The following is a 22,403-nucleotide window of genomic DNA, read 5'->3' on the forward strand; positions in this document are numbered from 1 at the left end:
GAAAGTGGCAGTCGGCCCCTGGCAAGCTTGAGCGTGTGTCAGCTCTAGGACAGGAGTGGTTCATCAGGTGGACATCAACCAGTCATCCGCGGGCCCGATCGACGCGACTTCCAGACCAAGGATGAGGCTTGGGGGTCATCCGACACATTTGGCTTTGCACGACGTCAGATAAGGGGCGCTGCCGAGAACGACGGTTATGGCGAGCAGCTCCCCAATCCGACAATTGCGCCGTGCGAGTTGCCTGCCACGCCAATATCTTTGCACCTGGCGCATCTGAAGGGAGTTTGGGACGCGACACGAATGAGCCGCATCCCTCTAGTGCTCCTACTTGAGAACCTTGGCCGTAACGACCGCCTGCTGAAATCGAGAAAGGTCATCCAGGTACTCCTGGATTGCAAATTTCGCACCCCAAACACGTTTCACGTAGGCTTCAGTCAAAATCATGTCGCCGTATGTTTTTCCGTTGTTTGTTGGAAGGAAAACAAACCCAGACTGGTCAAGCTCTCCAGGGGCGTCGTCTTTCTTCGAAAGCTCGGACTGGAGTTGTTGGAGCCAAGCGCTCTTTACGACCCTCTCCTGTGGCGCTTCCCTAATGAAATCGAGGAAACGTGGAGGTTGCACCGTCGCGACAAAAATCCCGCCTGGCCTGAGGGTGCGCGCTATCTCCGCCAGCCAGATCTTCTGAATGTGCTCTGGAAGATGCGTAAACACCGAGTAAGCATACACAACGTCGAAAGAATTGTCGGCAAACGGCAGCTTTCCGTCCGGCTGGATCAGCCTGAGATCACCCGGGACCCCGGTCTGTTGGGCAGCAGACAGAAAACGATCACTGATATCCACGCCGAAGAGACCCGCGGGAGCTACTTCACGCAGCAGACAGCGTATTATCCTGCCCCAGCTGACCCCGAAATCCAGGACGCGGGACTTGAGCCCCACATTCACGCCATTGGCTCGGGCCGCTTCCAGTACGAACGAGTAAAAGCGGAATCCTTCCGCGATAGTCCCCTTGCCAGCTGAACCAACCGTGCCGATTTGCAATTGCGCATCCGGAAAGCCAGGGTATTCGATGCCGTCGACAGTCGTGTCATCCACGCTAGCCTGGAGCGCCTGAAGCCACTGTTGATCGTTCAACTCAGACAACAAATAGGGATGCGCTTTGCGCGCGCCCCTGCCACGCCCGGCGACTGGCGCCTTTGTCTTCTCGTACAAATTCTGCGCAAGGGCCCGCATAGACGAGAGACCAAGGTCCCGTTCGAGCGTGCGAATGGCCGCATTGAAAGCATCCCGCCCATAACGCCGGTAAAGCACATTTTGCGCTTTTTCCGACAGATGATGTCGGCGCTCTTCTGTGTAACTCGACGACTTCACGTGGTAGACATAGGTGTGAGTTGCGACGGCCATGCTGAACCCCGCCGCAGACAGCCGGAAGCAGTAGTCGTTCTCCTCGCCATAGCCTTCCGGAAAGGCCGCCTCATCAAATTTTCCAACCGTGTCGAGAGCTCTACGCGTGATGCCGAAACAAAACCCATGGATCAATGGAACAGTTGGAACCATTGACGTGCTGTTTCTCTCACACCAGTCATTCATGTCGTCAGCCGACATGTTTGGCGGCAAATCATTGATAGCCGTCTGCTTGTCTGTGCCTAAGGTGCCGGGGATTGACTGATACGAAGCCGCATTCGAAAGCGGGCCGACTGCGCCAATGTCAGGTCTGGAAAACGCCGCATCTGCTAGCTTTTCAGCCCAGTTCCTAGTCACAACAGTGTCACTGTTCAAAAGGATGACCAGATCTGCATTCGATAGTTCCAACCCAAGGTTGGCGGCTTTAGTATAGCCTTGGGCTTGCTCGTTGCGACGCAGGACCACTCGTTCGCGCGCCGCGAACTTCTCGAGGTAGTGACGGGTCTCGTCATCCGAACCGTCGTCGACCAGAATGATTCTTTGATTGGCACCAAGATTGGCTCTGACCGAAGCGAGGCATGCCTTCACATCCGACAGTGCATTGTGGACACACACGACAATGTCGATGGTTTTCTCGGATATGGCCTCAAGCCGTTCTTTCCCGGCGTTCGAATAGGCATGAACGGTTGTCCCGGCATCGATGATCTGCCGACACGCCTCAGAGAGCTTCGCCTTGAACTGCGGGAACGAATAATCACGCGACCGCGAGCGCGCCGCTCTGCTCATCTCTTGCAGGCGCTTTCTTTCATTGCACAGCATATGGACGTGGGCGACGGCCTCCAGCGGCTTTCGGAACGGAACTAGGAAGCCGGTCTCACCATGTTTGACAAGCTCCTTCAGGGCGCCCCAGTCATAAACGAGCGAAGGGCGACCGGCGGCCATGCCCTCAAGTACAGTGCGCCCGAACGACTCCTGAAAATGCGAAAAATTCACGACCACATCGACTTTCCCGATAGCCTCAACTGACGTTGGCTGGTAGTCGACAAATTCGAGGTTCTTCGGCGTCTTCTTCTTGCGGCTCAAGTAATCTTTGATGACAGGGCGGCCAAGCGGGCCGATAACGAGAAATCGGGCATTTGGAACCTGCTTTTGGCAGGCAGTGGCCAACTCAACAAAGTCCTCGATTCCTTTCTTGGGCAGATTGCTACTGATAAGGCCAAATGTAACGGCACCATGCTCGCCAATCGGTGCCTGATCGAAGGCCTCGATATCGACGGTATTTGGGATCATCGACGCCTTGGCATGGCCGAAACACTCCAGAGTGGCCTGCGAATTGGCGATAACGTGATCGCTCGAATGAACCACCTGCCTTACTATTTCAGGTCCGCTCATTCCGATTTGCCGCTGAAGATCCTCATCGTGGGTGATGATCTCACGTGCGTGGACGACGGATGGAACGCCACGCAATCTCGCAGCGGCGAGAGGCGCTGCCACAACGATCGTGTTCACATACACTAGGTCGGGCTTTACACTGTCGATTACCTCCAAGAACAGAGGTGTAGAAGCGACGGTTTCAGCCGAACTGGAGCTCCACTGATCATATTTGAAGATGTGTATCTCCTGCGCAAAGTTGCGCAGTTCCTCAACGTAGGGCTTGTTTACACCTTCCTGAAGGCTCACCGCCAGATTGAATCCGCTCTCCGACAGCGCTCTTGCGATATCAAGGAAACTGCGTTCGCCACCAAATACTTGTTTGCCGGCATGATGGGAGCACAACAATACGGTTTTGCCATCTGAAAGGCGCGGCCGCTTGCCTGCGATCACCCTCATTGACGCAGAGCCAACATGGTTACGAACCGCAGAGGCGCAAGCTTCAAGGTTCGCATACCCAAATCTGCTGTCGGGCTCGAGATAGGCGCCTTCCGCCCACTCGTTCCAGGCATTGATCATGACAAACCGTTCCGGAAGGCGGTTTTTTTGGGCGCGTTTGAATGCCTGCTGTAGCCACTTCTCGAACAATTGTGGCGTAGCACCGTGAATGATCTCACCATTTGCGGGGCGACGGGCACTGTTGTCCCATCCGGGCATCACGCCAGGGACAACGGTTCCCGGAACGGGTTTTCGTGCTTCTTCGCTCGCCACGATCTCCGGGTAAGAGCGAACGCGCCATCCCGTGCGATGGTGCGACATTTGGAATTCTTGCTGAACATTGGCTGCTGCAACGTGATGAGGCGGAAACTCCGATAGCGCATCGAAACCCAGCCTTTGATAGTCCGAGAACGCAAAGGAGTTGGTCGCGATAAGATAGATACCGGGGTAACCAAGCTCTTTCGCAATTCGTCTCCACCGCTGGACTGTTTCGGCGGCATCTGGAAGGATCGAGGGACGATAGACCGTCAGAACTGGTTTGCCATCGATCTTTAAGTAGCGATCATCTCTGAAGTAGCGGTCAAGATACCGCAACAGCTCCTCATCGTCCTCGGCCGAGTGGGATTGTGAAATCAAGATTTCATTTTCGCTGCCATCCCAACGTCGAGACCAATTCTCGTTCGCCCAGCACAAGCAGAACGGTAAATTCAGATCCTTGTTCTCAAGGTAATTCAAGATGGGCGTTTCGAGCAGGCGCTTGCCGCCGAACCAATAAAAATGAAAGCAGAATGCGTGAATTCCATAGAGCTTTGCAAGCTCGACCTGCCGCCTCATGACATCGACGACACGGAGATCGTAATATCCCAGCTCTCCAGGGATGCGCGGTTGATAATGTCCGTCGAAGTGCGGATAGGCGCGGGCAACGTTGCGCCACTCAGTGAAACCCTTACCCCACCATTCGTCATTCTCGGCTACTGGGTGGAACTGAGGCAGATAATAGGCAATCAGCTTGACATCGCACACATCTGCAGGCGGCGGTTCCGTCGCGATGCTGCAATATTCAGAAGAGTCGAACTGCCCAAGGGCATTTTGCACGTAGCAATCGTAGAGTCTGCTATGCAATGCGTCGGGAGTTTCTTGAAAGGTCGCCTTGGCCGGAATACGTGCTGGTGGAAAGCCGTGCTGGGCCGCGTCGCGCCAGGTTCGGCGTTCATTCTGAGAAAGCGGGTGCCTTAGCATTGCCGCCAGATTCAGCCACATTCGGGTCTTGCGAATGGCCTTGCCCTGCTTTGCGCAATGCCCCCCAGCACGAAATTCTTTTCGTTTGCGAGAGTCGGTCGGATGGCGCCACAGCGCTCGCCACTTAATTGAACCCGACATCAGCGGCGCTGTCCCCTGCGCTTAACAATAACATCCTGCGCATAGATTTCTTCCGCATCTATCATCCGTATTACTTCCTCGTAGGGGGTGCCGCTAAGATAAATCAATTGCGCCGATGTCATATCAAGGCCATAGACATCAAACATTTTGAAGATCCACCTCTGGTCGTCTTCGGGTATATGCTTGATTTCCACCAGAATCGAATAGTCCAGGACACGCTTCAAGCTTCGTAGAGCGCCTCTGAGAACGGCCGCCTCATGTCCTTCGACGTCGATCTTCATAGCAAGCCGGACAGCGCCCGTGACGCCGTCGAGGAGACTGTCAACCGTGACCTGAGGAACTACGATCAGATTCTCGACGGTCTCTTCCGGTCTAAGAACGCGGCTGGTGCCGGACCATTTGTCGTCGCGAAAAAAACGGGCCGTCCCAATGGAGTCCGAAACTGCGGCGCAAACCAATCGGGCATCAACTCCCGCCTCTTCCAGCGTTCTCCCGAGGTAGTGCCTAAGAAGACTGTTGGGCTCGACGGCCGTGATTTCCGCGCCCTTCGGCAGCTCGGCATTGGCAAGCATTTCGCCATAGTTGCATCCTATGTCGATAACCTGAGTCCACGACGCTTCCTTCAGGATCATGTCCCACATGACAAGCGAAAGCGGATTGAAGTTGCCCGCATGCTCCTTCAGCATTCTGCCGCGGCTGTCCGCCGGATCAAAGTAGATGGTCCTGCCTTTGTCTGTCGTTACCTTGTCCATGTCCCTGCAGGCCTGCAGATACGCATAGCCGTAGCGCAAATCCGGCTCTAGGTAGGCGCCCTCGCCCCATTCGTTCCAAGCGTTGATGAAGACAAATCGTTCGCCTTTCGGATTGCCACGTGCACGATCAACAGCATGGCGCAGCCAACGGGCAAACATCTCCGGAGTCGCCCCATGATAAATTACGCCATTTCGGGGACGGCGCGGGCAATTGTCCCATCCTGGCATCACGCCTGGATGCACCCGCCCGATCGGCGCACTGGCATTCATGGCATTTTGCGCTGCCTCGGCGTACATCCGCACACGCCCACCGCTTTCGCGTAGCGGCGACATATGGATGCTGCTTTCGGCGTTTGTCGCCTTGATCCCATGCGGCGGAAATTCCGATAGCGCATCGAACCCGTACTTTTGATAGTCGACGAAATCGAACGCATTGGTGGCGATAACATAAAGCCCCGGCCAACCGGCCCTATGTGCTTCGCTGCGCCAACGCGCGATCGTAGCCGCGGGATCTGGAAGCTGTTCAGGACGATAAACCGTCAAGACCGGCTTTCCCTCGACCTTGATGTATCTTGGATCTCGAAAATACCGGTCGATATATTGAATCAGGGCTATGTCATCTGCCTCTGAATGATCCTGGGCAATGAGCAAATCCTGTTCGCGGCCGTTCCAGCGACGTGACCAGTTTTCGTTTGCCCAGCAGAGGCTGAAAGGCAGATCCAGGTCGGGGCGTGCGAGATAATCCGAGAGCGGCCTCTCAAGCAGTGTCTTGCCACCAAACCAGTAGAAATGAAACGCAAAGCCGCCAATTCCATAAAGCTTCGCCAACTCCACCTGGCGACGCATGACGTCGGCCAGCCGCAAGTCGTAGTAGCCCAATTCGGCAGGACTTCGGGGCTGGTAGTGCCCATCGAACAAGGGCATAGCCCGGACCACGTTGCGCCATTCCGTGAAGCCCTTGCCCCACCATCCGTCATTCTCCGGAATTGGATGGAACTGCGGCAGATAATAGGCAACAAGGCGCACATCTGTTGCTGGCGGCGGTGCCGCAGCAATGTCCACGTAATCCTCTGCGGCGAACACTCCCGCTGCATTGGCTGCGTGTTGCAGCGTGAGATCAACCGGGGTCGAGCGACGATGCCAAAAACCACGGATCGCCCTCTGCAACCGATACGACAAACCGCGAATATTCATTCAGTCAGGCCACGAACGGAAAAAGAGACATTCGCCTGTCACGGCCTGTGGCAATTGGCAATTGTGTGCCCACTGTCGGCATTCCACTGCCCCACTATTGCCGAATCGCATTCGCCGGTCCCTTGGTTCGCGCTGTCAGCTATCCGAACCTGCTGCTGACCGCCAATGCCTGCCAGAAAGCCCAACAACTTTGAGCGTCGAGCCGTGTTAAAAAGAACATGGGGCAGCAGCAGCTTGAACCAACCACGTCTTCGTTCGGCTTGAACATCGAGCGCCAAGTGGTGTTTTCGCATGACATAGACCAGCGACCGCCCCATCGCTTCTCCTCGGATGCGCGAAGATTCACCTGACGGGATGGAGGACCTGCCCTCCGCATGGTCAACAACCGCTTCGACCGCGGTCCTAAGCTCGACGCCAGCGCAACTCAGCCTCAAGCTGATATCGTCGTCTTCGTGATAGAGGAAGATATGTTCATCGAACCCGCCGACACAGGCAAAATGGTCGCGGCGAACGAAGATGCAAGCGCCATGCAAGACGGGAACCTGGCAATCGGCAATTGGCGGCGGCCCGCGCCACGAAGCCCCCCCTGGGAAACAGCCTCGACCAGCGACGAAAGCGTCGACGCCCTTCATTATAAAAGGAAGGATTGAAGGCAGCACACGGATAATCGGCCGCCGCTGCGAGAAGTTTGTCGATGGCACCGTTCGCCAAACGTACATCCGGGTTTAAGAACAATAGGAAGGCCGATGTCCCGGCAGCCGCCCCTGCATTGCAGGCGGCGCCATATCCCACGTTCTCATTGAGCCTAATCACTTCGGCGCCAGCCTCCGATGCGACCGCCGCAGAACCATCCGTACTTGCATTGTCGACGACATAAATGTTGGCGAAACGAGGGAGGCTGGCCAGGCAATCCTTCAACACGTGAGCGCTTTGATACGTGACAACAACAATGTCTACTTTATTTGTCATTGACGCTCATCGTAACGCTTGTCGGCGAGTGGACGCGCCCGCAATGCGCGCCGTGCAGCACGCCACACGCATGGGATTTGGCAAAGTCGTCATCGACAAACGCGCCCTCAATTCCGCCATGGAAAGTCGTAGTCCAACCCGAGCGAGAAGTCCCGGTCGTCGGAGAGCCTCTTGGGCACAATCTCAAACAACCCTTCCAACCCAAGGCAACGAATTTCAACCATGGCCAATCTCTTTTGCCCGGCGCACAAGGTAGCGAGCATATTCGGTACTTCCCAGGGCGGCAGCCCTAGTGAGCACTTCCTCGGCACTCAACCAGCCCAGCTCAAGGCCGATTTCTTCTAGACACATGACCTTCACGCCTTGTCGATGTTCTATTGTTCGGACGAACGACGCTGCATCGTGCAGACTGTCATGTGTGCCCGTATCGAGCCACGCATGCCCCCTTCCCAACCGGACGACGTGCAACTGGCCCCGCTCCAGATAGGTGCGGTTCAGGTCCGTAATCTCCAGTTCACCCCTGGCCGAAGGACGAATGGATGATGCGATCTCAACAACTGAATTGTCGTAAAAATACAGGCCGGTAACAGCCCAGTTGGACCTTGGATTTTCGGGCTTCTCCTCTATCGAGAGAGCCTGCTGTGTGGTCCGGTCAAAAGTAACAACTCCGTAACGCTGCGGGTCGTCGACCTGGTAGGCAAAGACGGACGCTCCCCGCTGGCGCGCGACTGCGGAGCGGCAGCGATCAGACAGACCGTCGCCGTAGAAAATATTATCTCCCAATATCAAGGCTACGCGATCCCCACCGATGAAATCGCGGCCAATTATGAAGGCTTCAGCCAAGCCATTGGGTGCGAATTGCGTCGCATACTCGATGGATATCCCGAATGTCGAGCCGTCCCCCAGCAATAGCTGAAACAGATGCAAATCCCGAGGAGAAGAAATTATGAGAATTTCTCGAATGCCAGAAAGCATAAGAACTCCAAGCGGATAGTATATCATCGGCTTGTCGTATACGGGCAAGACCTGCTTTGAAACGGCGAGTGTAGCGGGGTATAGGCGGGTACCGTTGCCACCTGCTAATATGATACCCTTCACCTACGAAGCCCCTTTTTACAACGCGCACAGTCGAATCCCTAACAATGTTAGCAGTCAATTTCGGGATATCGAAGAAAAAAATATTTCAAAGCCATACGTGCTGTGACGCGCACGGTCAGTGCCTGTCCACGTAGCCGCTCCAACGCTCTCAGCGGCCATGCTGATGGCACCGCAACCAATCACAATGAGCAGGGCAGATTTGACCTCAGGTGGGTAGCCTTGGGCACTGCCGAAGTGCCTTTCTGGACAAGCTTTTCCATATTATCCGCATCCTCATGCTTGATGAGGATTTTCACCTAGAATAGGAGGACTATTGCCCCATTTGCGCCCTGGCGGACTGTTCATAAGCACTTTTCCAATACAGAGAACTTTGGTCAACGCTGTGACTGTCCGTACCGCACTCACACCTGACAGTACGATCATCTATCATAAGGAAGCTGAGTATCACGGAAATCCGATATCTGGTGACGGCTCCCTGGTGACTGTCGACTACGGCTATGACATCCATGAGCAAATTTGCTCATGGGCAGATTTCGACATCCGTATTTGTGCTTTTCCGACAAGACCCACGGTATCCTGAGGCGCTATACCGAGGTGATCGCTTGCCTGAAGCGGTAGAGCATCGGGCGGCACCGAAGCTCCTGGTACTGGTGGACGAATCAACCGAAGGCACCGGCCGTCGATCATCAAGAATATCGGCCGCGCCATCCGCTACCTGCGCGACACCGCCGACATCGCCATTCTGCTGGTCGAGCAATATCTGGATTTCTGCCGTGAACTGGCCGACGTCGTCTACATCATGGACCGCGGCCGTATGGTCCACGAGGGCGCCGTCGAAGACCTGGATGCACCCGAGGTGCGTAAGCTGCCGACGGTTTAGCAGAGGTTGGGCGACTACTTTCCGAACTGGAAATAGCCGAGCGCGATGTCGGCCCGCTGCGCTTCGGCCTCGCTGCGTATGCGCGGGAACAGGTCGATCGCCAGTTCGGGGTCCTTGATGTCGGCTGATCGCAGGCCGCCGTCACTGGCAAGCGCGACGATGAGATGTGGTTCCGCAGCCGTCATTTCCTGGTCGCTGAGTGGAACGAGCTTCATGCTGAAGGTCGCATCCGACCCGGCGCGCTTGAGCAGGTTGGCAAAGTTATAGACGACACCGTCCTTTCCGATCAGCAGCAGGTTGATGTCGCGGCCACCTGCGCCCGTCAATGTGCCCTGGAGCGAGTCTCCTGCGTTCAGCTGATCCTTGTTCAGACGCAGGAGCAGCCCACTGGAACCTGGCTTCATGGCCTTGAGGAAATCCGCCACCGGGCACTGGTCCCGCTCGATGATGTGAGGGGTCAGCACCAGCTTGCCGCCGAACGAGCTGGCAAAGTCGCGCACCAGCTTGTCCATCGGCGCCTTCGAGGTGGCAAAGCCGTCGACGGCGGGGTTGGGCGCCGAGACATCCTTCACCGCAGCGTAGAAGCAGGAGCCGCCGTCGAAAGACTTGAACCATTCGGCCGCGCTGGCGGGAACAGGCTTGGGTTCGACCGCGACCTCCTTCACCGGCTCGGGTGGCTTGGCCGTCTCGGGCTCGATGGAGGGCGGCAGCTTGTTGGCAGGCGGCGCCTTGCTCTCGGTCTGCGGCTGTGTAGCCTGCGGCTTGGCCGCGTCCTTTACCCCACCATTTGCGGCCTGTTCGAGCGCCGGCTTGTCCTTTGCGGGAGGCAGCACAGCCCCACCACCCGGCAACAAGCCATCCACAAGGCCGGCGAAGTAGGCTCCTCCAGCCGCCACGGCCACGACAAGCAGGATCCCGCCGATCAGCCCGGCACTGCTCCGTCGCGGAGCAGCGGGCACGACCTGGCGCGGCGGTGGCGCCGCCGGCCTGACCGCCTTGGACGTGTTGCGCCAGGGCGCGTCGCGCGGCAACAGCGACTCCGGCGGCGGAGGCTGCGGTTTGCCCGGCGTCGTTCCTCCCGATGTACGCCAGCTCGGCTCTGTGCGGGCAACCGGCTCTCGCTCAAGCGACGCCGCAGCCGCGATGGTTCCCGGCCTGGTTCCACCGCCCGTCTCCCTTAGCCATTCGACGATCTCGTCGGCACTTTGCGGGCGGTCCGCGGGATCGGGTTGCAGCATGGCCTCGAGCAGCGGCAAAAGATCCGGATCCACGCCCGCGAGATCCGGCACCGTGCGCCGCTTCTCGATAACCTCGACGGGCGAGCCACCCATATCGAGCTGCCTGCCGCGCAGCGCAGCCGCAAGCACAAGGCCCAGCGAATAGATGTCGGATCGTTCCGTCACCTCGCCGCCGAACAGGCCGAGCTGCTCCGGCGACACGAAGCTGTATTTGCCGGCAAAACTGCCGCCAAGGAGTGTGCCGCCGCCGACATTGGCCGATCGCGCGATGCCGAAGTCGATGATCTTGGTCTTTTCGACGCTGCCGCCGGGGAGGACGATATTGTCGGGCGACAGGTCGCGATGGATGACGCCCGCCTCATGCGCGAGCGCAAGCCCCGAAGCTACCCGCGCCAGCATCCTGCGGGCGTCTCGAGCGTCGAGCGGCCCCTGGCGCATGCGCTCGGCCAGCGACTGGCCGTCGACAAACTCCATGGCAAGGTAAGGCCGGCCGATCGTCGGATCGATGGTGAAGACGTGGTAGCGTACGATGGCGTCGTGCGACAGGTGGTTGAGGATGGACGCTTCCTTGCGGAACAACGCCAGTATGCCCTGGTCTCGGGCGAATTCCCGCAACACCACCTTGATGGCCACAGGGTCGCCGGTCTGGATGTTGTGGCCGCGATAGACCTCGCCCATGCCGCCGGTGGCGATGTGTTCGTCGATCTCGTAGATGCCATTGAGCTCGGTGCCCTGACGAACGCCGGTATCTGGAGAAATGCGGGTCTTGTCGTCCGACGTCATGGCCGGCGCTTCCCGTCAGTGCATGCGTTGGCAATGTCCATCGCTCACGCCTCGCCAGCGGCTCCACGCCCGACGGCAACAGGTAGGTCTTCCGGGCTAGATCACCTACAGACCGAGCTTCGCCGTTGACAGCCTGATTGGCAAGTAGGATGCTGACGTTGCGTAAGAATGCAAGCCGTGCATAGCCGTGTAAAGTCTGCGATCTCGCGAGGGGAGCGGCCAAGTGGTGTGCGAGCATTGCCTGCCCAGCAGTTTGTTTCGCGTGTTTCGAACGGCGAACATGCTTGCTGTTTGCGCGCTCGCCTTGCTTCTACTTCTCACAGCCTCATTCGCAGCCGAGCGCGTCAGCGGACGCCGCGCTGCTCTGGTCATCGGCAATTCGGCCTACCAGCACCTCGCCACCTTGCCGAACGCGGTCAATGACGCCGACCGGGTTCGCGAGGTTCTCGAGCGCGCCAATTTCGAAGTGACGCTCGGCCGCGATCTCAACAAGAAAGGCCTTGAGGAAACCGTTCTGGGCTTCCTGCGCACGCTCAACGATGGCGACGTGGCACTGTTCTACTACAGCGGCCATGCGGTTCAGGTCGGCGGCAACAACTACATGCTGCCAGTCGATGCCAGCATGGCCTCGTCCTACGACCTCGAGGTAGAGGCCTACAGCATGTCGAGCCTGCTCGAGTACATGCGCGAGACGTCGTCACTGCAGATCGCCATCCTCGATGCCTGTCGTGACAATCCCTTTGCCAACAACGCCTATTTCGTCGGCCAGAAGAAGCTGGCAGTCGAGGGCAAGAAGGGGCTCGCTTCGGTTACGCCTCAGAACGGCACGCTGATCGTCTACTCGACCGCGCCAGACCAGGTGGCGCTCGACGGCAACAACGGCATGAGCCCGTTCACCGGCGCCTTCACCGACTATGCGCTGAAGCCGAATGTCGAGATCCGCAAGCTGCTCAGCGACATTCGCTCGGAAGTCATCAAGCGCACCGACGGCCGTCAGACGCCGTGGGACGCCTCCAGCCTGACCTCCTCCTTCTTCTTCGTCACCCGCCAGAACCTCTTGATCATCGAAGACATGCGCGAGGTGCGCGTGCCGCCGAAGATGGAGGCCGTAGCGTTGCGCATCTCGCCGCCGATCACCAGCGGAGATACGCCCCTCAGCGTCAACTTCACCAAGCTGCCGGAGGCCGGTACGTTGTGGCTGGGCGACAGGCAGATCGATCTCGACAGCAAAATCTCGGCCGACGAGGTATCGGCGGTGATGATGAAACCCTCGTCCGGCGACATGAAAGACGAAGAGATCCGCTACGCGGTGACGACGGAAGGTGGACGCACCGCGAGCGGTATCGTCAAGGTCGTCATCGACGTCAGCGCACCGGCTCCGAAGACGATCAAGCCGAGCCTGACCATCGCTCAGGGCGAAGTCGACGAACAGGCACCGGCTCCCAAGCCGATCCTCGTCGCCATGGCATCGGATGTCGGCACCGGCTTCTCGCCGATGCCGGAAGAGATCGTTCGTTCGTCCAGCGCGCCCAAGGGCTGGCTGAAGCTCGAAAGCCGCGATCCGGAGACTCAGGTCGCCATCGGCGACCAGGTGGTTTCGGAAGGCGACCTTATCAAGGCCGAGGACATCGGCAAGCTGCGTATCCGGCCCTCGCTCAAGGTCGTTGCCGACAGCGGCCTGTCGGAGTTGAAACCTATCGCCGAGGCGTTGAAGCCGCAGCAGCCGGAAAGCACTGGCACCGGGACGGCTGCCAACCCTGCCCCGGCGCCCGCGCCCAAGGTCGAACCGGTCGCTCCCGTGCGCACGGTGGTGCTGGTGCCGGCCGTCAGGACCAAGACGCCAGCGCCCATCACCATCAACGTCGCCGTTTCGGTCAATGAGTGCGACACCCTTGCCGCCGAACCGCTCGACGTGCAGGCCGTCGCCGATGGCAAGCTGCCCAACGACATCGACGTGTCGAAGGCGCTCGCGGCCTGCAAGTCCGCCGTCAACGAGCATCCCGACGTTGCGCGCTTCAAGTACCAGTATGCCCGCGCGCTCTATGCCGACGGCGAGTTCGATGCCGCGCTGAAGGCACTCAATGAAGCCAGCGACGCGGGCCATGTGCGGGCGAGCTACCTGCTCGGTCGGCTCTACCAGTTCGGCGCCGCAGTAAAGCGTGATCCGGCCAAGGCGATCCCATTGTTCGAGGCTGGGGCAAAGCGCGGCGATCCATACTCGCAGTATGCGCTCGGGCGGGCCCTGGTCACCGGTCTCGGAACCAAGGCCGACGTCGACCGCGGCATGGCAATGGTCACGAGCGCGGCCGAGTCTGGCCACACCTACGCGATGAACATGCTGGGCACCGAGTATCTCTCCGGCAGCAACGTGAAGAAGGACGACGCCCGGGCATTCAAATTCATCTCCGAGTCCGCCAATCGGGACGATGTGTATGGATTGGTGCTTCTCGGCATCCTCTACCGCGACGGTTCTGGTGTCCAAAAGGACGCGAAGCGTGCAGCCGAGTTGTTCGAGAAGGCGCGCGCACGCGGCCATCCTTATGCCGGCCGCCTCCTCGGCCGCATGGCCCTGCGAGACAAGTCGGCAGACCCTAAGACTGTGGCCGGCTGGTATCGCGAGAGTGCCGAGCGCGGCGACGCCTGGGGCGCGTACTTCGCTGCGGAACTGCTTCAAGACAATCCGTCCCTGCAGCACGACGGAGGCGAGGTTGCCCGCCTGCTGGCGTTGTCCGCATCCCACGACACCAAGGAAGTGTCGGCGAATGCCAAGGCTGCACTGGCCAAGGTAGACAACATCAGCGTCGGCAAGGAAGTGCAACTCGCACTCCAGAGGGCGGGGCAGGACATCGGCGCGGTCGACGGCAAGCTCGGAAGCCAGACACGCGACGCGGCAAATGCCGTTCTCGGTGCCGATGCGCCGCGCGAACCCCGCGATCTGCTTATCGGACTGTTGCGCAAGGAATGGATCGATTCACGACCTCGACTGGACATGCTGGGCTCATAAGGGGAGACGCAAATGCTATCGCATACTCTCAGGCTGCTGCTTGTCGGCGCGCTTCTGCCACTCGTCGGATGCGGCTCGCTGAAGAAAGTGGAGGAGCAGGTTGTCCAGCCCGTGCAGCAACCGGTTCCGGTCAAGAAGGCGCCCACGAAGAAGGCGCCGGTTGCAAAGCCCAGGAAAGTCGTGGTTGCCCCGGTGGTTGCGACGCCAGTCGTTCATACGCCAAGCGAAGGGAACGACGGAGGAGGCGGTGGTGGCGGTGACAGTGGCAGCCCTTGGTAAGCCCCTACCCAAAGTCGTAGCTGAACCCCTCGCCTGACGTGCCGACAGTCACGCGCGTCAGCTTCTCCCCATCGAGTGACCGGTTGAGCACGCCGCGGCTCAGTTCCGGCAACAGCGTGTTGGTCAGGATCGCATCTATCATGCGGCCGCCGGACTCGATCTCCGTACAACGGGCCTTGATCAGGTCCATGACGCCGTCGCCGATCACCAGTTCTGCGCCATGGCTGGCGGCGAGCCGGCGCGCGATCTTTCCGAACTGATGGCGGGTGATCGCCTCGATCATGTCGCCCGACAGCGGATAATAAGGGATTGTCACGACTCGCCCCAAGAAGGCCGCGGGAAAGACCTTGAGCAGCGGCGCGCGCAGTGCCGTGTCGAGGTCCTCGATCTTCTCGCGCAGCTGCCCGTTCTTGGTCCTCTGCATGATCACCTCCGATCCGACATTGGAAGTGAGCAGGATCAGCGAATTCTTGAAGTCGATGCGCCGCCCTTCGCTGTCGTCCATCATGCCCTTGTCGAAGACCTGGAAGAAGATCTCGTGGACATCGGGATGCGCCTTCTCGACCTCGTCGAGCAGGATCACCGAATACGGCCTGCGCCTGACGGCTTCCGTAAGGATGCCGCCCTTGCCGTAGCCGACATATCCGGGGGGCGCGCCCTTGAGCGTGGAAACAGTATGCGCCTCCTGGAACTCCGACATGTTGATGGAGATCAGATTCTGCTCGCCGCCATAGAGCATCTCGGCCAGCGCCAGCGCCGTCTCGGTCTTGCCGACACCCGACGGGCCGCAAAGCAAGAAGACGCCGACCGGCTTTTCCGGCGCGCCGAGCCCGGCGCGACTGGTCTGCACGCGCTTTGCGATCATTTCCATCGCGTGGTCCTGGCCGACGACACGCGCGGCGAGCGTCTGCGCCAAGCGCAGCGCCTTCTCCGTCTGGCTCGAAAGCATGCGGCCGGTGGGAATGCCGGTCCAGTCCTGCACGACCGCCGCAACCGCATTGCGGTCGACCGACAGCAGGATCAGCGGTGCTTCCCCTTGCGCCGCGGCGAGTTGAGCAGAGAGTTCCTTGAGGCGGGCGAGGTCGGCGGCGGGGTCAGATGGAGCACCAAAGCCAGGAGTCGCCCCACCCCTGGCCCCTCCCCACAAGGGTGAGGGGGATTCCTGCGCCTGATCGGCAGCGTCGCCGGCGGTCGCCGTGTCCGATGTAGCGGTTTCGGGAACACTCTGGCCACCGCCTTGGAACTGATCGGCAACCTCATCGCCGGGCGCTACCAGCTCCGCCTCAGTTCCCCCTTCCGAGGCGCCTGCGGCCACCGGGTCAAGCGCTACTCCCTGCCCACGAAGCGTGGCGCGAAGCTCCAGGATTTCTGCAGCCAGCGCTTTCTCAGATTCCCAACGAGCCTCCGCCTCGGCCAGCGCCGCCTCAGTCTCGGCCAGCCCTTTTGCTACCCGCGCCTTCCTGTCATCGACCTCGATGCCGATGGCGGCCTCGCGGCCAATGATGCCCTGTTCGACCTCCAGTGCCTGCTTGCGGCGTATCAGGTCTTCCACCGCGCCGGGACGCGCATGCTGTGAGACAGCGACCCGCGCGCAGGCCGTATCGAGCAGGCTGACGGCCTTGTCAGGCAGTTGGCGCGCCGGGATGTAGCGATGCGACAGCTTCACAGCCGTTTCGATCGCCTCGTCCAGGATCTGCACCTGGTGGTGCTTCTCCAGCACCCCGGCCACCCCGCGCAGCATCAAGATGGCGGCGGCCTCGTCCGGTTCGTCGATCTTGACTACCTGGAAGCGGCGGGTCAGTGCCGGGTCCTTCTCGATGTGCTGCTTGTACTCGGCCCATGTGGTGGCCGCGATGGTGCGCAGTTCGCCGCGCGCCAGGGCCGGCTTGAGCAGGTTTGCGGCGTCGCCCGTGCCGGCAGCACCGCCGGCGCCGATCAGCGTATGCGCCTCGTCGATGAACAGGATGATCGGCACCTCCGAGGATTGCACCTCGTCGATAACAGCCTTCAGCCGCTTCTCGAACTCGCCCTTGACGCTCGCGCCAGCCTGCATCAGCCCGACATCGAGCATGCGCACGCTGACGCCCTTGAGCATGGGCGGCACGTCGTCCTCGGCGATGCGCAGCGCAAAGCCCTCGACCACGGCGGTCTTGCCGACGCCGGCCTCGCCGGTGAGGATCGGGTTGTTCTGGCGCCTGCGCATCAGGATATCGACGATCTGGCGGATCTCGGGATCGCGGCCAACCACCGCATCGATCTTGCCGTCGCGGGCGCGCTGGGTGAGGTCGGTCGCATATTTCGCCAGCGCCGTGTCTCCACCCCGCCCAGGCCGCCGGGGCGCCTCCGCCGTCTCGGCAGCCGCCGCCGGCCCCGTCGCCTCGATCGACCCTTCCATGACCTCGGCGAAGCGGCCAATCACGGCGTCGGCATCGATCTTGTCGAACTCGACGCTGATCTTCGAGACCAGCCCTTCGAGCACAGGCGTCTTCAGGCAGGCCAGAACGACATGGGCGCTGCGCACCTCCTCAGTGCCGAACTCCAGCGTCGCCAGGCTCCACGCCTCCTGGATAGCGTGGAAGATGTGGTCGGAGAACTCCTCAATGGATGTAGCTCCATAAGGCAGCTTGTCCACCGCCCTTGTCATGTCGGCGGCGATGCGCGCGGCGTCAACGCCTGCATCGCGCAGGATCATCTGCACATCGGAGCGATCCGACAAGACGAGCTGTTCTATGAAGTGAACCAGTTCGACATAGGGGTTGCCGCGCAGCTTTGCCGCGTCGGCGGCAGCCTTGAAGGCGCGCAGGCAGGTCGGATTCAGCTTGCCGACGAGTTCCTTGCGCTTGAAGCCCTGCGATGCCCTGCGATGCTGCATGCCCCCTGGTTGCATGGGACTGCTCCGATGGCCGGACTGGTTCCTTATAAGGTGCCACACGTCAGGGAATTTTACAAAGCATCGCCGGTTCTTCGATGCTCGCGAACGAACAAGGACAATTCTCATGAAGAAGGTGACCAAGCCTTAAGAGCTAGTCTCACGAAACTTTGAGCATGGTGTGAAGTGTGTTAAACCTAGGGCGAGTGGCAATGCTGACGACTTCCAACCTTCGAGTACCGGCGTGGGGGGATGCGTGGTTGACCTTTCTCTCTGGCTTAGCCCGCTGGACGGTGCGAATCCGTCGGGAGAGGATTTGCGCAACGACCCCCGTTTCCACGAGCTGGAGCGGCTGATCGACCCGCCCGACGAAGTCATCCACGACGACAACAACAAGCCATCGAGCGAAGTCGCTGTCGCGGTGGACTGGTCGGCGGTGCTGCGCAAGGCCGAGGAGCTGAGACCGGCCGGCCGCGACCTGCGCCTGCTCGTCATCGTCACCCGCGCGCTGGCCAATGAACAGGGCCTGCCAGGCCTCGCCGAAGGACTGACGCTTATGGCGCAGAGCTTCGACCAGCACTGGGAGACGATGCACCCCGCATTACGCCCGGCGTCGACGCCGCGCGACACCGCGCTCAGGCGCGTCAACGCGCTGCTCGACCTGCAGAACGCCAATGCCGGCCTGCTCGGCAATCTGCGCCGGATGAAGTTTCTCACGCCGCGCGGCTTCGCGCCGATCAGCGGCAGGGACCTCGAGCAGGGGGCACTCGACGACCGCCTGATGCTCCAGGAAGCGGCGCAAGGCCTGAGCAATTCCGAACGCTCTGCGCTGTCCGCCGCGCACGAGCAACTGCTGGGTCGACTGCGCAGCGGACTTGCGGCGCAGAACGACCAGCAGCCCGATGCAGTGGCGACGCTGACATCGGATTTGCGCAATGCGATCTCAGCCCTCGAGGCCCTGGACAAGGCCTTCAATGTGCGGCTCGAAACGACAGGACCTGCGGTGCCCGTCCTGTCGCGGTTTCTGGAGCGGATGCTGGCAACCCTGCAGCGTGGCACCCGTGCCGCGCCGACCGCTGAGCCAGTCGCTGCCTCGCCAATTCAACCGGCGCCGACGGCCAACGGCCACGACCGCAGCCCTTTCGCCACGTCAATGGCTGCTGCCACCCTGCCCGACCGCATCAACTCGCGTGATGACGTGGTCAAGTGCCTCGACCTCGTCATCGCCTTCTACGATCGCACCGAACCTTCCAGCCCGATCCCCCATCTCGCCCGCCGTGTCCGCCGCATGGTGCCGATGGATTTCGTCGAGCTGATGGAAGACCTCGCCCCCTCCGGGTTGAAGGAGTTCCGGCTTCTCGCCGGGGTTCCCGATACCAAGAAGACGTCCCAGAAGGATGAAAGGTAAGCAGGCATGCCAGCTGAAAGCAAAGCAAAGGTCATCGAGCGCAATCGGGCACCGCGCGTGCAGATCGCCTACGATGTGGAGACCTACGGCAGTCCGACCACCATCGAGCTGCCTTTCGTCATGGGCGTGATGGCCGATCTCTCAGGTGCATCGCAGACCCGGGAAGCGATAAAGTCGGTCCAGGACCGCAGCTTCGTCGACACCGACGCCAACCGCTTCCCCAAGTTCATGGAAGCGCTGGGGCCGCGGGTGAAGGCGCGGGTCAAGAGCACGCTGCCGACAACAGAGGGAAAGGAGGGCGAGGAAGAACTCGCCGTCGACCTGACCTTCTCCAGCATGGGCGACTTCGCCCCTGACAAGGTTGCCGAGCAGGTGCCGCAGCTGGCCGAGATCCTCAAGATGCGGCGCCAGCTCGTCGAGCTCCTGGGCTTCATGGACGGCCGCGTCGATGCCGAAAAGCGCATCGCCCAACTTCTGAACAACGAACCGCTGCTCGGGCAGATCGCCGGCCAGGCCCTGTCCGGCGACGACAAGGCGGAGGGCTGAGCCATGGCCGAGCAACAGAAAACCACTGCAGTCGCCGAGGCCGAGGCCATCGACCTCGGCGAGTTTGGCGAACTCCTCGAAAAGGACTTCAAGGTCAAGAAGGACGACAGCGACAAGCTGCAGCAACTCGTCCGCAACCTTGCGCTCGCCGCCAAGTCGCGCTCCGACACAACGACGATCTCTTCCAACGCCATCAAGTCGATCAAGTCGCTGATCGCCGGCATCGACAAGGTGCTGACGACGCAGGTGAACGAAATCCTGCATGCACCCGAGGTGCGTGAAATGGAGGGCACCTGGCGCGGCCTCTGGTACCTCGTCAACAATACCGAGACCGACCAGAAGCTGAAGATCCGGGTGATGAACATATCCAAGGAGCAGCTGGCCGACACGCTTGAGGATTTCGAGGGCCAGATGTGGGACCAGAGCCCCGTCTTCAAGAAGGTCTACACCGACGAATATTCGATGTTTGGCGGCGAGCCCTTCGGCTGCCTCATCGGCGCCTACGAATTCTCCAACTATCCGCGCGACGTCAGCCTGTTGCGCAACATCTCGGGCATCTGCGCCTCGGCGCATACGCCCTTCATCGCCGCTGCCTCGCCACGGCTGTTTCGCATGGACAGCTGGCAGGAGCTGCCCAACCCGCAGGACCTGCAGCAGATCGTCTCCAACCCGGCCTATGCGTCATGGCAGTCGCTGCGCGAAAGCGAGGACGCCCGCTACATCGGGCTTGCCATGCCGCGCGTGCTGGCTCGCCTGCCCTATGGCGCCGAGACCGTGCCGGTTAAGGGTTTCGCCTTCGAGGAAGAGGTGCAGGGCGACCATCACAAATATGTCTGGATGAACGCCGCCTTCCCGATGGGCGTCAACATCAATCGCAGCCACAAGCTGTTCGGCTGGGGCACGCAGATCCGCGGCGTCGAGAATGGCGGTTCGGTGATCAACCTGCCCGTCCACAACTTCCCCACGGACGACGGCACCGTGTCGATGAAATGCCCGACGGAAGTGGCGATCGACGACCGACGCGAGGCGGAATTGGCCAAGCTCGGGCTGATGCCGATCCTGCATCGCAAGAACACCGACGTTGCCGCCTTCATCGGTGCGCATTCGCTGCAGGACGATGAAACCCGTGCCGGGCGTCTGGTCGATCCCGACGCCCAGTCCAACGAACGGCTGAGCGCCAACCTGCCCTACCTGTTCCCGGTCTCACGCTTCGCGCACTATCTCAAGGCGATCGCGCGCGACAAGATCGGTTCGTTCAAGGAACGCTCCGACATGCAGGTCTGGCTGACGGAGTGGATCAACCGCTATGTGCTGGCCAATCCCGCTTTCGCCGACGACAAGGCGCGCGCGAAGCGTCCGCTCGCCGCGGCAGAAGTGCAGGTGGACAGCGTCGAGGGCCGCCCTGGTTACTACAACGCCCGCTTCTACCTGCGACCGCACTACCAGCTGGAAGGAATCAACGCCTCGCTTCGTCTCGTGTCGGAGCTGCCTTCGGTCAAATCCTGATCTTGTCCCTAAGCCACGGAGAGCGAAATGCCTGATACCAGAACCAAGATAGACGGATTTCTGAAGGTTCCCGACATACCCGGCCCAAGCGTGCGCGACGGGCACGACGAAGAGATCGAGGTCTATGGCGTCGATTACACCATGGTTGCGCCACACGATCCAAACTCGCTGTCGCGGCGCGGCCGGGTGGCGTTGGGCATGATCGAGTTCACCAAGCATTACGACATGGCCTCGCCCTACCTGCAGAAGGCGCTGTTCGAAAACACCCTTATGGACGAGGTGGTGTTCTCCTGTCGGCGCACGATCGAAGGCGAGACGAGCGACTATCTTGTGGTAACGCTGAGCGATGCGTCCGTGGTGACCTATCACATGCATCCGAGCGAGGACGAACCGGACGTCATCGAGGACAGAGTGGCGTTCGCCTACAAAACCATCAAGTTCAATTACGACGATAAGCATGAGGTGGAAATGGATGTCCACATCGGCAAGTGAGCCTCATGTTCGGCGCAGTGCCACGGCTGCGGGCAGCCCGCGAGCCAAGCGCGAGGCGGTCCAGCCTTCCCTGTGGGACCGTCTGGTCAACGATGTACCCGGGCTCGCCTCCGAGATAGGCGAGCTGCAACGGGCGCTTCAGGATGAATTGGGAGCGGAGCGTCTGGACGCGCTCGTGAGCGGCGGCCGGCGTGCGATCGATGCCGACCCCGAGCTGAGCACTGAGCAGAAGAGCCGGCTCAATCGCCTCGTCGACCAGAACATGCGCCGCACCGAACTCGAGAGCCGCGGTGTCGTGGTGTCGGCTCGCGTGCTGCGCGAAGCCGTACGGCGCGACATCGAGGCGCTTTTCAACACCGAGCGCTTCGAGTCCTCGCCGCTGCTGTCCGATCTCGAATTGGAGCATGCCTCCGCCGGCCCGCCCGCGCTCGACGATTTCCCGGAGGTGCGGCGCAGCGTCGTCAACTATGGCGTGCCCTCGTTTTCGGGCCGCTCGTCGCGCGACTTCGACCGGGACATGCTGGCCCGCGAAATCCGCGCCGTACTCGCCACCTTCGAGCCTCGCCTGAAAGAGAGCGCCACCAAGGTGACGGTCAATCTCGGCGACAAGACCGGCCTGAAGATCGAGATCGATGGCGTGCTGATCATGACGCCCACGCCTGAAAGGTTGCGGCTGCGCACGACCATCAATCTCGACAATGGCGTCGCCCGCACCGACCTGAAGGAAAGCTGAGA

At 60.4% G+C, this 22,403-nt stretch carries 14 protein-coding genes and 2 pseudogenes; 9 read left to right on the forward strand and 7 right to left on the reverse strand.

The features are described 5' to 3' along the window. Nucleotides 1-324 precede the first annotated feature (324 nt). From NDO48_RS16380 to NDO48_RS16390, 3 genes are read right to left on the reverse strand one after another with little or no spacing between them, the layout of a single operon-like run. Entirely contained in the window at nucleotides 325-4,650 is a 4,326-nt protein-coding gene (locus NDO48_RS16380; protein WP_157632700.1) for a glycoside hydrolase family 99-like domain-containing protein, read from the reverse strand. Further along, nucleotides 4,650-6,596, reverse strand: coding sequence for an FkbM family methyltransferase (locus NDO48_RS16385; RefSeq protein WP_081623451.1), 1,947 nt, complete (start codon nucleotides 6,594-6,596; stop codon nucleotides 4,650-4,652). The genes NDO48_RS16380 and NDO48_RS16385 overlap by 1 nt, the downstream gene beginning before the upstream one ends. 38 nt (nucleotides 6,597-6,634) lie before the next feature. Further along, the gene (locus NDO48_RS16390; protein ID WP_267321796.1) at nucleotides 6,635-6,913 is read right to left on the reverse strand and encodes a hypothetical protein; all 279 of its coding nucleotides are present in this window, start codon (nucleotides 6,911-6,913) and stop codon (nucleotides 6,635-6,637) included. Nucleotides 6,914-6,970: 57 nt separating this feature from the next. Between NDO48_RS16390 and NDO48_RS16395 the strand changes: the two genes are divergently transcribed. Beyond that, on the forward strand, nucleotides 6,971-7,246 hold the full coding sequence (locus tag NDO48_RS16395) for a hypothetical protein (RefSeq protein WP_267321797.1): 276 nt from the start codon (nucleotides 6,971-6,973) through the stop codon (nucleotides 7,244-7,246). Nucleotide 7,247: 1 nt separating this feature from the next. Here the strand turns inward: NDO48_RS16395 and NDO48_RS30560 are convergent. Further along, a pseudogene (locus NDO48_RS30560) lies at nucleotides 7,248-7,565 on the reverse strand (glycosyltransferase family 2 protein); the annotation flags it as partial. A gap of 216 nt (nucleotides 7,566-7,781) precedes the next feature. Continuing rightward, the gene (rfbA, locus tag NDO48_RS16400) at nucleotides 7,782-8,663 is read right to left on the reverse strand and encodes a glucose-1-phosphate thymidylyltransferase RfbA (protein ID WP_267321798.1); all 882 of its coding nucleotides are present in this window, start codon (nucleotides 8,661-8,663) and stop codon (nucleotides 7,782-7,784) included. Between the two features lie 632 nt (nucleotides 8,664-9,295). Between rfbA and NDO48_RS16405 the strand changes: the two are divergent. Further along, a pseudogene (locus NDO48_RS16405) lies at nucleotides 9,296-9,543 on the forward strand (ABC transporter ATP-binding protein); the annotation flags it as partial. Between the two features lie 14 nt (nucleotides 9,544-9,557). On the opposite strand, the gene NDO48_RS16410 reads toward NDO48_RS16405, so the two are convergent. Then, complete coding sequence (locus tag NDO48_RS16410; protein ID WP_018427299.1) at nucleotides 9,558-11,564, reverse strand: serine/threonine-protein kinase; 2,007 nt, start codon at nucleotides 11,562-11,564, stop codon at nucleotides 9,558-9,560. Between the two features lie 280 nt (nucleotides 11,565-11,844). Between NDO48_RS16410 and NDO48_RS16415 the strand changes: the two genes are divergently transcribed. Together NDO48_RS16415 and NDO48_RS16420 are read left to right on the forward strand one after the other, a co-directional pair. Continuing rightward, a complete protein-coding gene (locus NDO48_RS16415; protein WP_018427298.1) occupies nucleotides 11,845-14,568 on the forward strand; it encodes a caspase family protein in 2,724 nt (907 codons plus the stop codon). A gap of 12 nt (nucleotides 14,569-14,580) precedes the next feature. After that, a complete protein-coding gene (locus NDO48_RS16420; protein ID WP_157632699.1) occupies nucleotides 14,581-14,847 on the forward strand; it encodes a hypothetical protein in 267 nt (88 codons plus the stop codon). Between the two features lie 4 nt (nucleotides 14,848-14,851). On the opposite strand, the gene NDO48_RS16425 is transcribed toward NDO48_RS16420, so the two are convergent. Then, nucleotides 14,852-17,719: an ATP-dependent Clp protease ATP-binding subunit gene (locus tag NDO48_RS16425; protein WP_018427296.1), complete on the reverse strand. Its 2,868-nt coding sequence runs from the start codon at nucleotides 17,717-17,719 to the stop codon at nucleotides 14,852-14,854. 253 nt (nucleotides 17,720-17,972) lie between these two features. On the opposite strand from NDO48_RS16425, the gene tssA reads away from it, so the two are divergent. From tssA to tssE, 5 genes are read left to right on the forward strand one after another with little or no spacing between them, the layout of a single operon-like run. Then, nucleotides 17,973-19,124, forward strand: coding sequence for a type VI secretion system protein TssA (gene tssA, locus NDO48_RS16430; protein WP_026227045.1), 1,152 nt, complete (start codon nucleotides 17,973-17,975; stop codon nucleotides 19,122-19,124). A gap of 6 nt (nucleotides 19,125-19,130) precedes the next feature. Next, nucleotides 19,131-19,670 (forward strand): type VI secretion system contractile sheath small subunit, encoded by a 540-nt coding sequence (gene tssB / locus NDO48_RS16435; RefSeq protein ID WP_267321799.1) that lies wholly within the window; start codon nucleotides 19,131-19,133, stop codon nucleotides 19,668-19,670. A gap of 3 nt (nucleotides 19,671-19,673) precedes the next feature. Next, entirely contained in the window at nucleotides 19,674-21,176 is a 1,503-nt protein-coding gene (gene tssC, locus NDO48_RS16440) for a type VI secretion system contractile sheath large subunit (RefSeq protein ID WP_018427293.1), read from the forward strand. A gap of 27 nt (nucleotides 21,177-21,203) precedes the next feature. Next, nucleotides 21,204-21,668, forward strand: coding sequence for a type VI secretion system tube protein Hcp (locus NDO48_RS16445; RefSeq protein ID WP_026227044.1), 465 nt, complete (start codon nucleotides 21,204-21,206; stop codon nucleotides 21,666-21,668). After that, nucleotides 21,649-22,401, forward strand: a complete 753-nt coding sequence (gene tssE, locus NDO48_RS16450) for a type VI secretion system baseplate subunit TssE (RefSeq protein ID WP_026227043.1) — start codon at nucleotides 21,649-21,651, stop codon at nucleotides 22,399-22,401. The genes NDO48_RS16445 and tssE overlap by 20 nt, the downstream gene beginning before the upstream one ends. Nucleotides 22,402-22,403: the final 2 nt, after the last annotated feature.

Origin of the sequence: Aminobacter sp. MET-1, from assembly GCF_026521175.1 — a bacterium.
GTDB lineage: Bacteria > Pseudomonadota > Alphaproteobacteria > Rhizobiales > Rhizobiaceae > Aminobacter.

Coding starts and splice junctions, on each gene's coding strand:
- NDO48_RS16380 (WP_157632700.1), bottom strand. CDS start 4,650: ATGTCGGGTTCAATTAAGTGGCGAGCGCTGTGGCGCCATCCGACCGAC.
- NDO48_RS16385 (WP_081623451.1), bottom strand. CDS start 6,596: ATGAATATTCGCGGTTTGTCGTATCGGTTGCAGAGGGCGATCCGTGGT.
- NDO48_RS16390 (WP_267321796.1), bottom strand. CDS start 6,913: ATGGGGCGGTCGCTGGTCTATGTCATGCGAAAACACCACTTGGCGCTC.
- NDO48_RS16395 (WP_267321797.1), top strand. CDS start 6,971: ATGGTCAACAACCGCTTCGACCGCGGTCCTAAGCTCGACGCCAGCGCA.
- NDO48_RS16410 (WP_018427299.1), bottom strand. CDS start 11,564: ATGACGTCGGACGACAAGACCCGCATTTCTCCAGATACCGGCGTTCGT.
- NDO48_RS16415 (WP_018427298.1), top strand. CDS start 11,845: ATGCTTGCTGTTTGCGCGCTCGCCTTGCTTCTACTTCTCACAGCCTCA.
- NDO48_RS16420 (WP_157632699.1), top strand. CDS start 14,581: ATGCTATCGCATACTCTCAGGCTGCTGCTTGTCGGCGCGCTTCTGCCA.
- NDO48_RS16425 (WP_018427296.1), bottom strand. CDS start 17,719: ATGCAGCATCGCAGGGCATCGCAGGGCTTCAAGCGCAAGGAACTCGTC.
- tssB (WP_267321799.1), top strand. CDS start 19,131: ATGCCAGCTGAAAGCAAAGCAAAGGTCATCGAGCGCAATCGGGCACCG.
- tssC (WP_018427293.1), top strand. CDS start 19,674: ATGGCCGAGCAACAGAAAACCACTGCAGTCGCCGAGGCCGAGGCCATC.
- NDO48_RS16445 (WP_026227044.1), top strand. CDS start 21,204: ATGCCTGATACCAGAACCAAGATAGACGGATTTCTGAAGGTTCCCGAC.
- tssE (WP_026227043.1), top strand. CDS start 21,649: ATGTCCACATCGGCAAGTGAGCCTCATGTTCGGCGCAGTGCCACGGCT.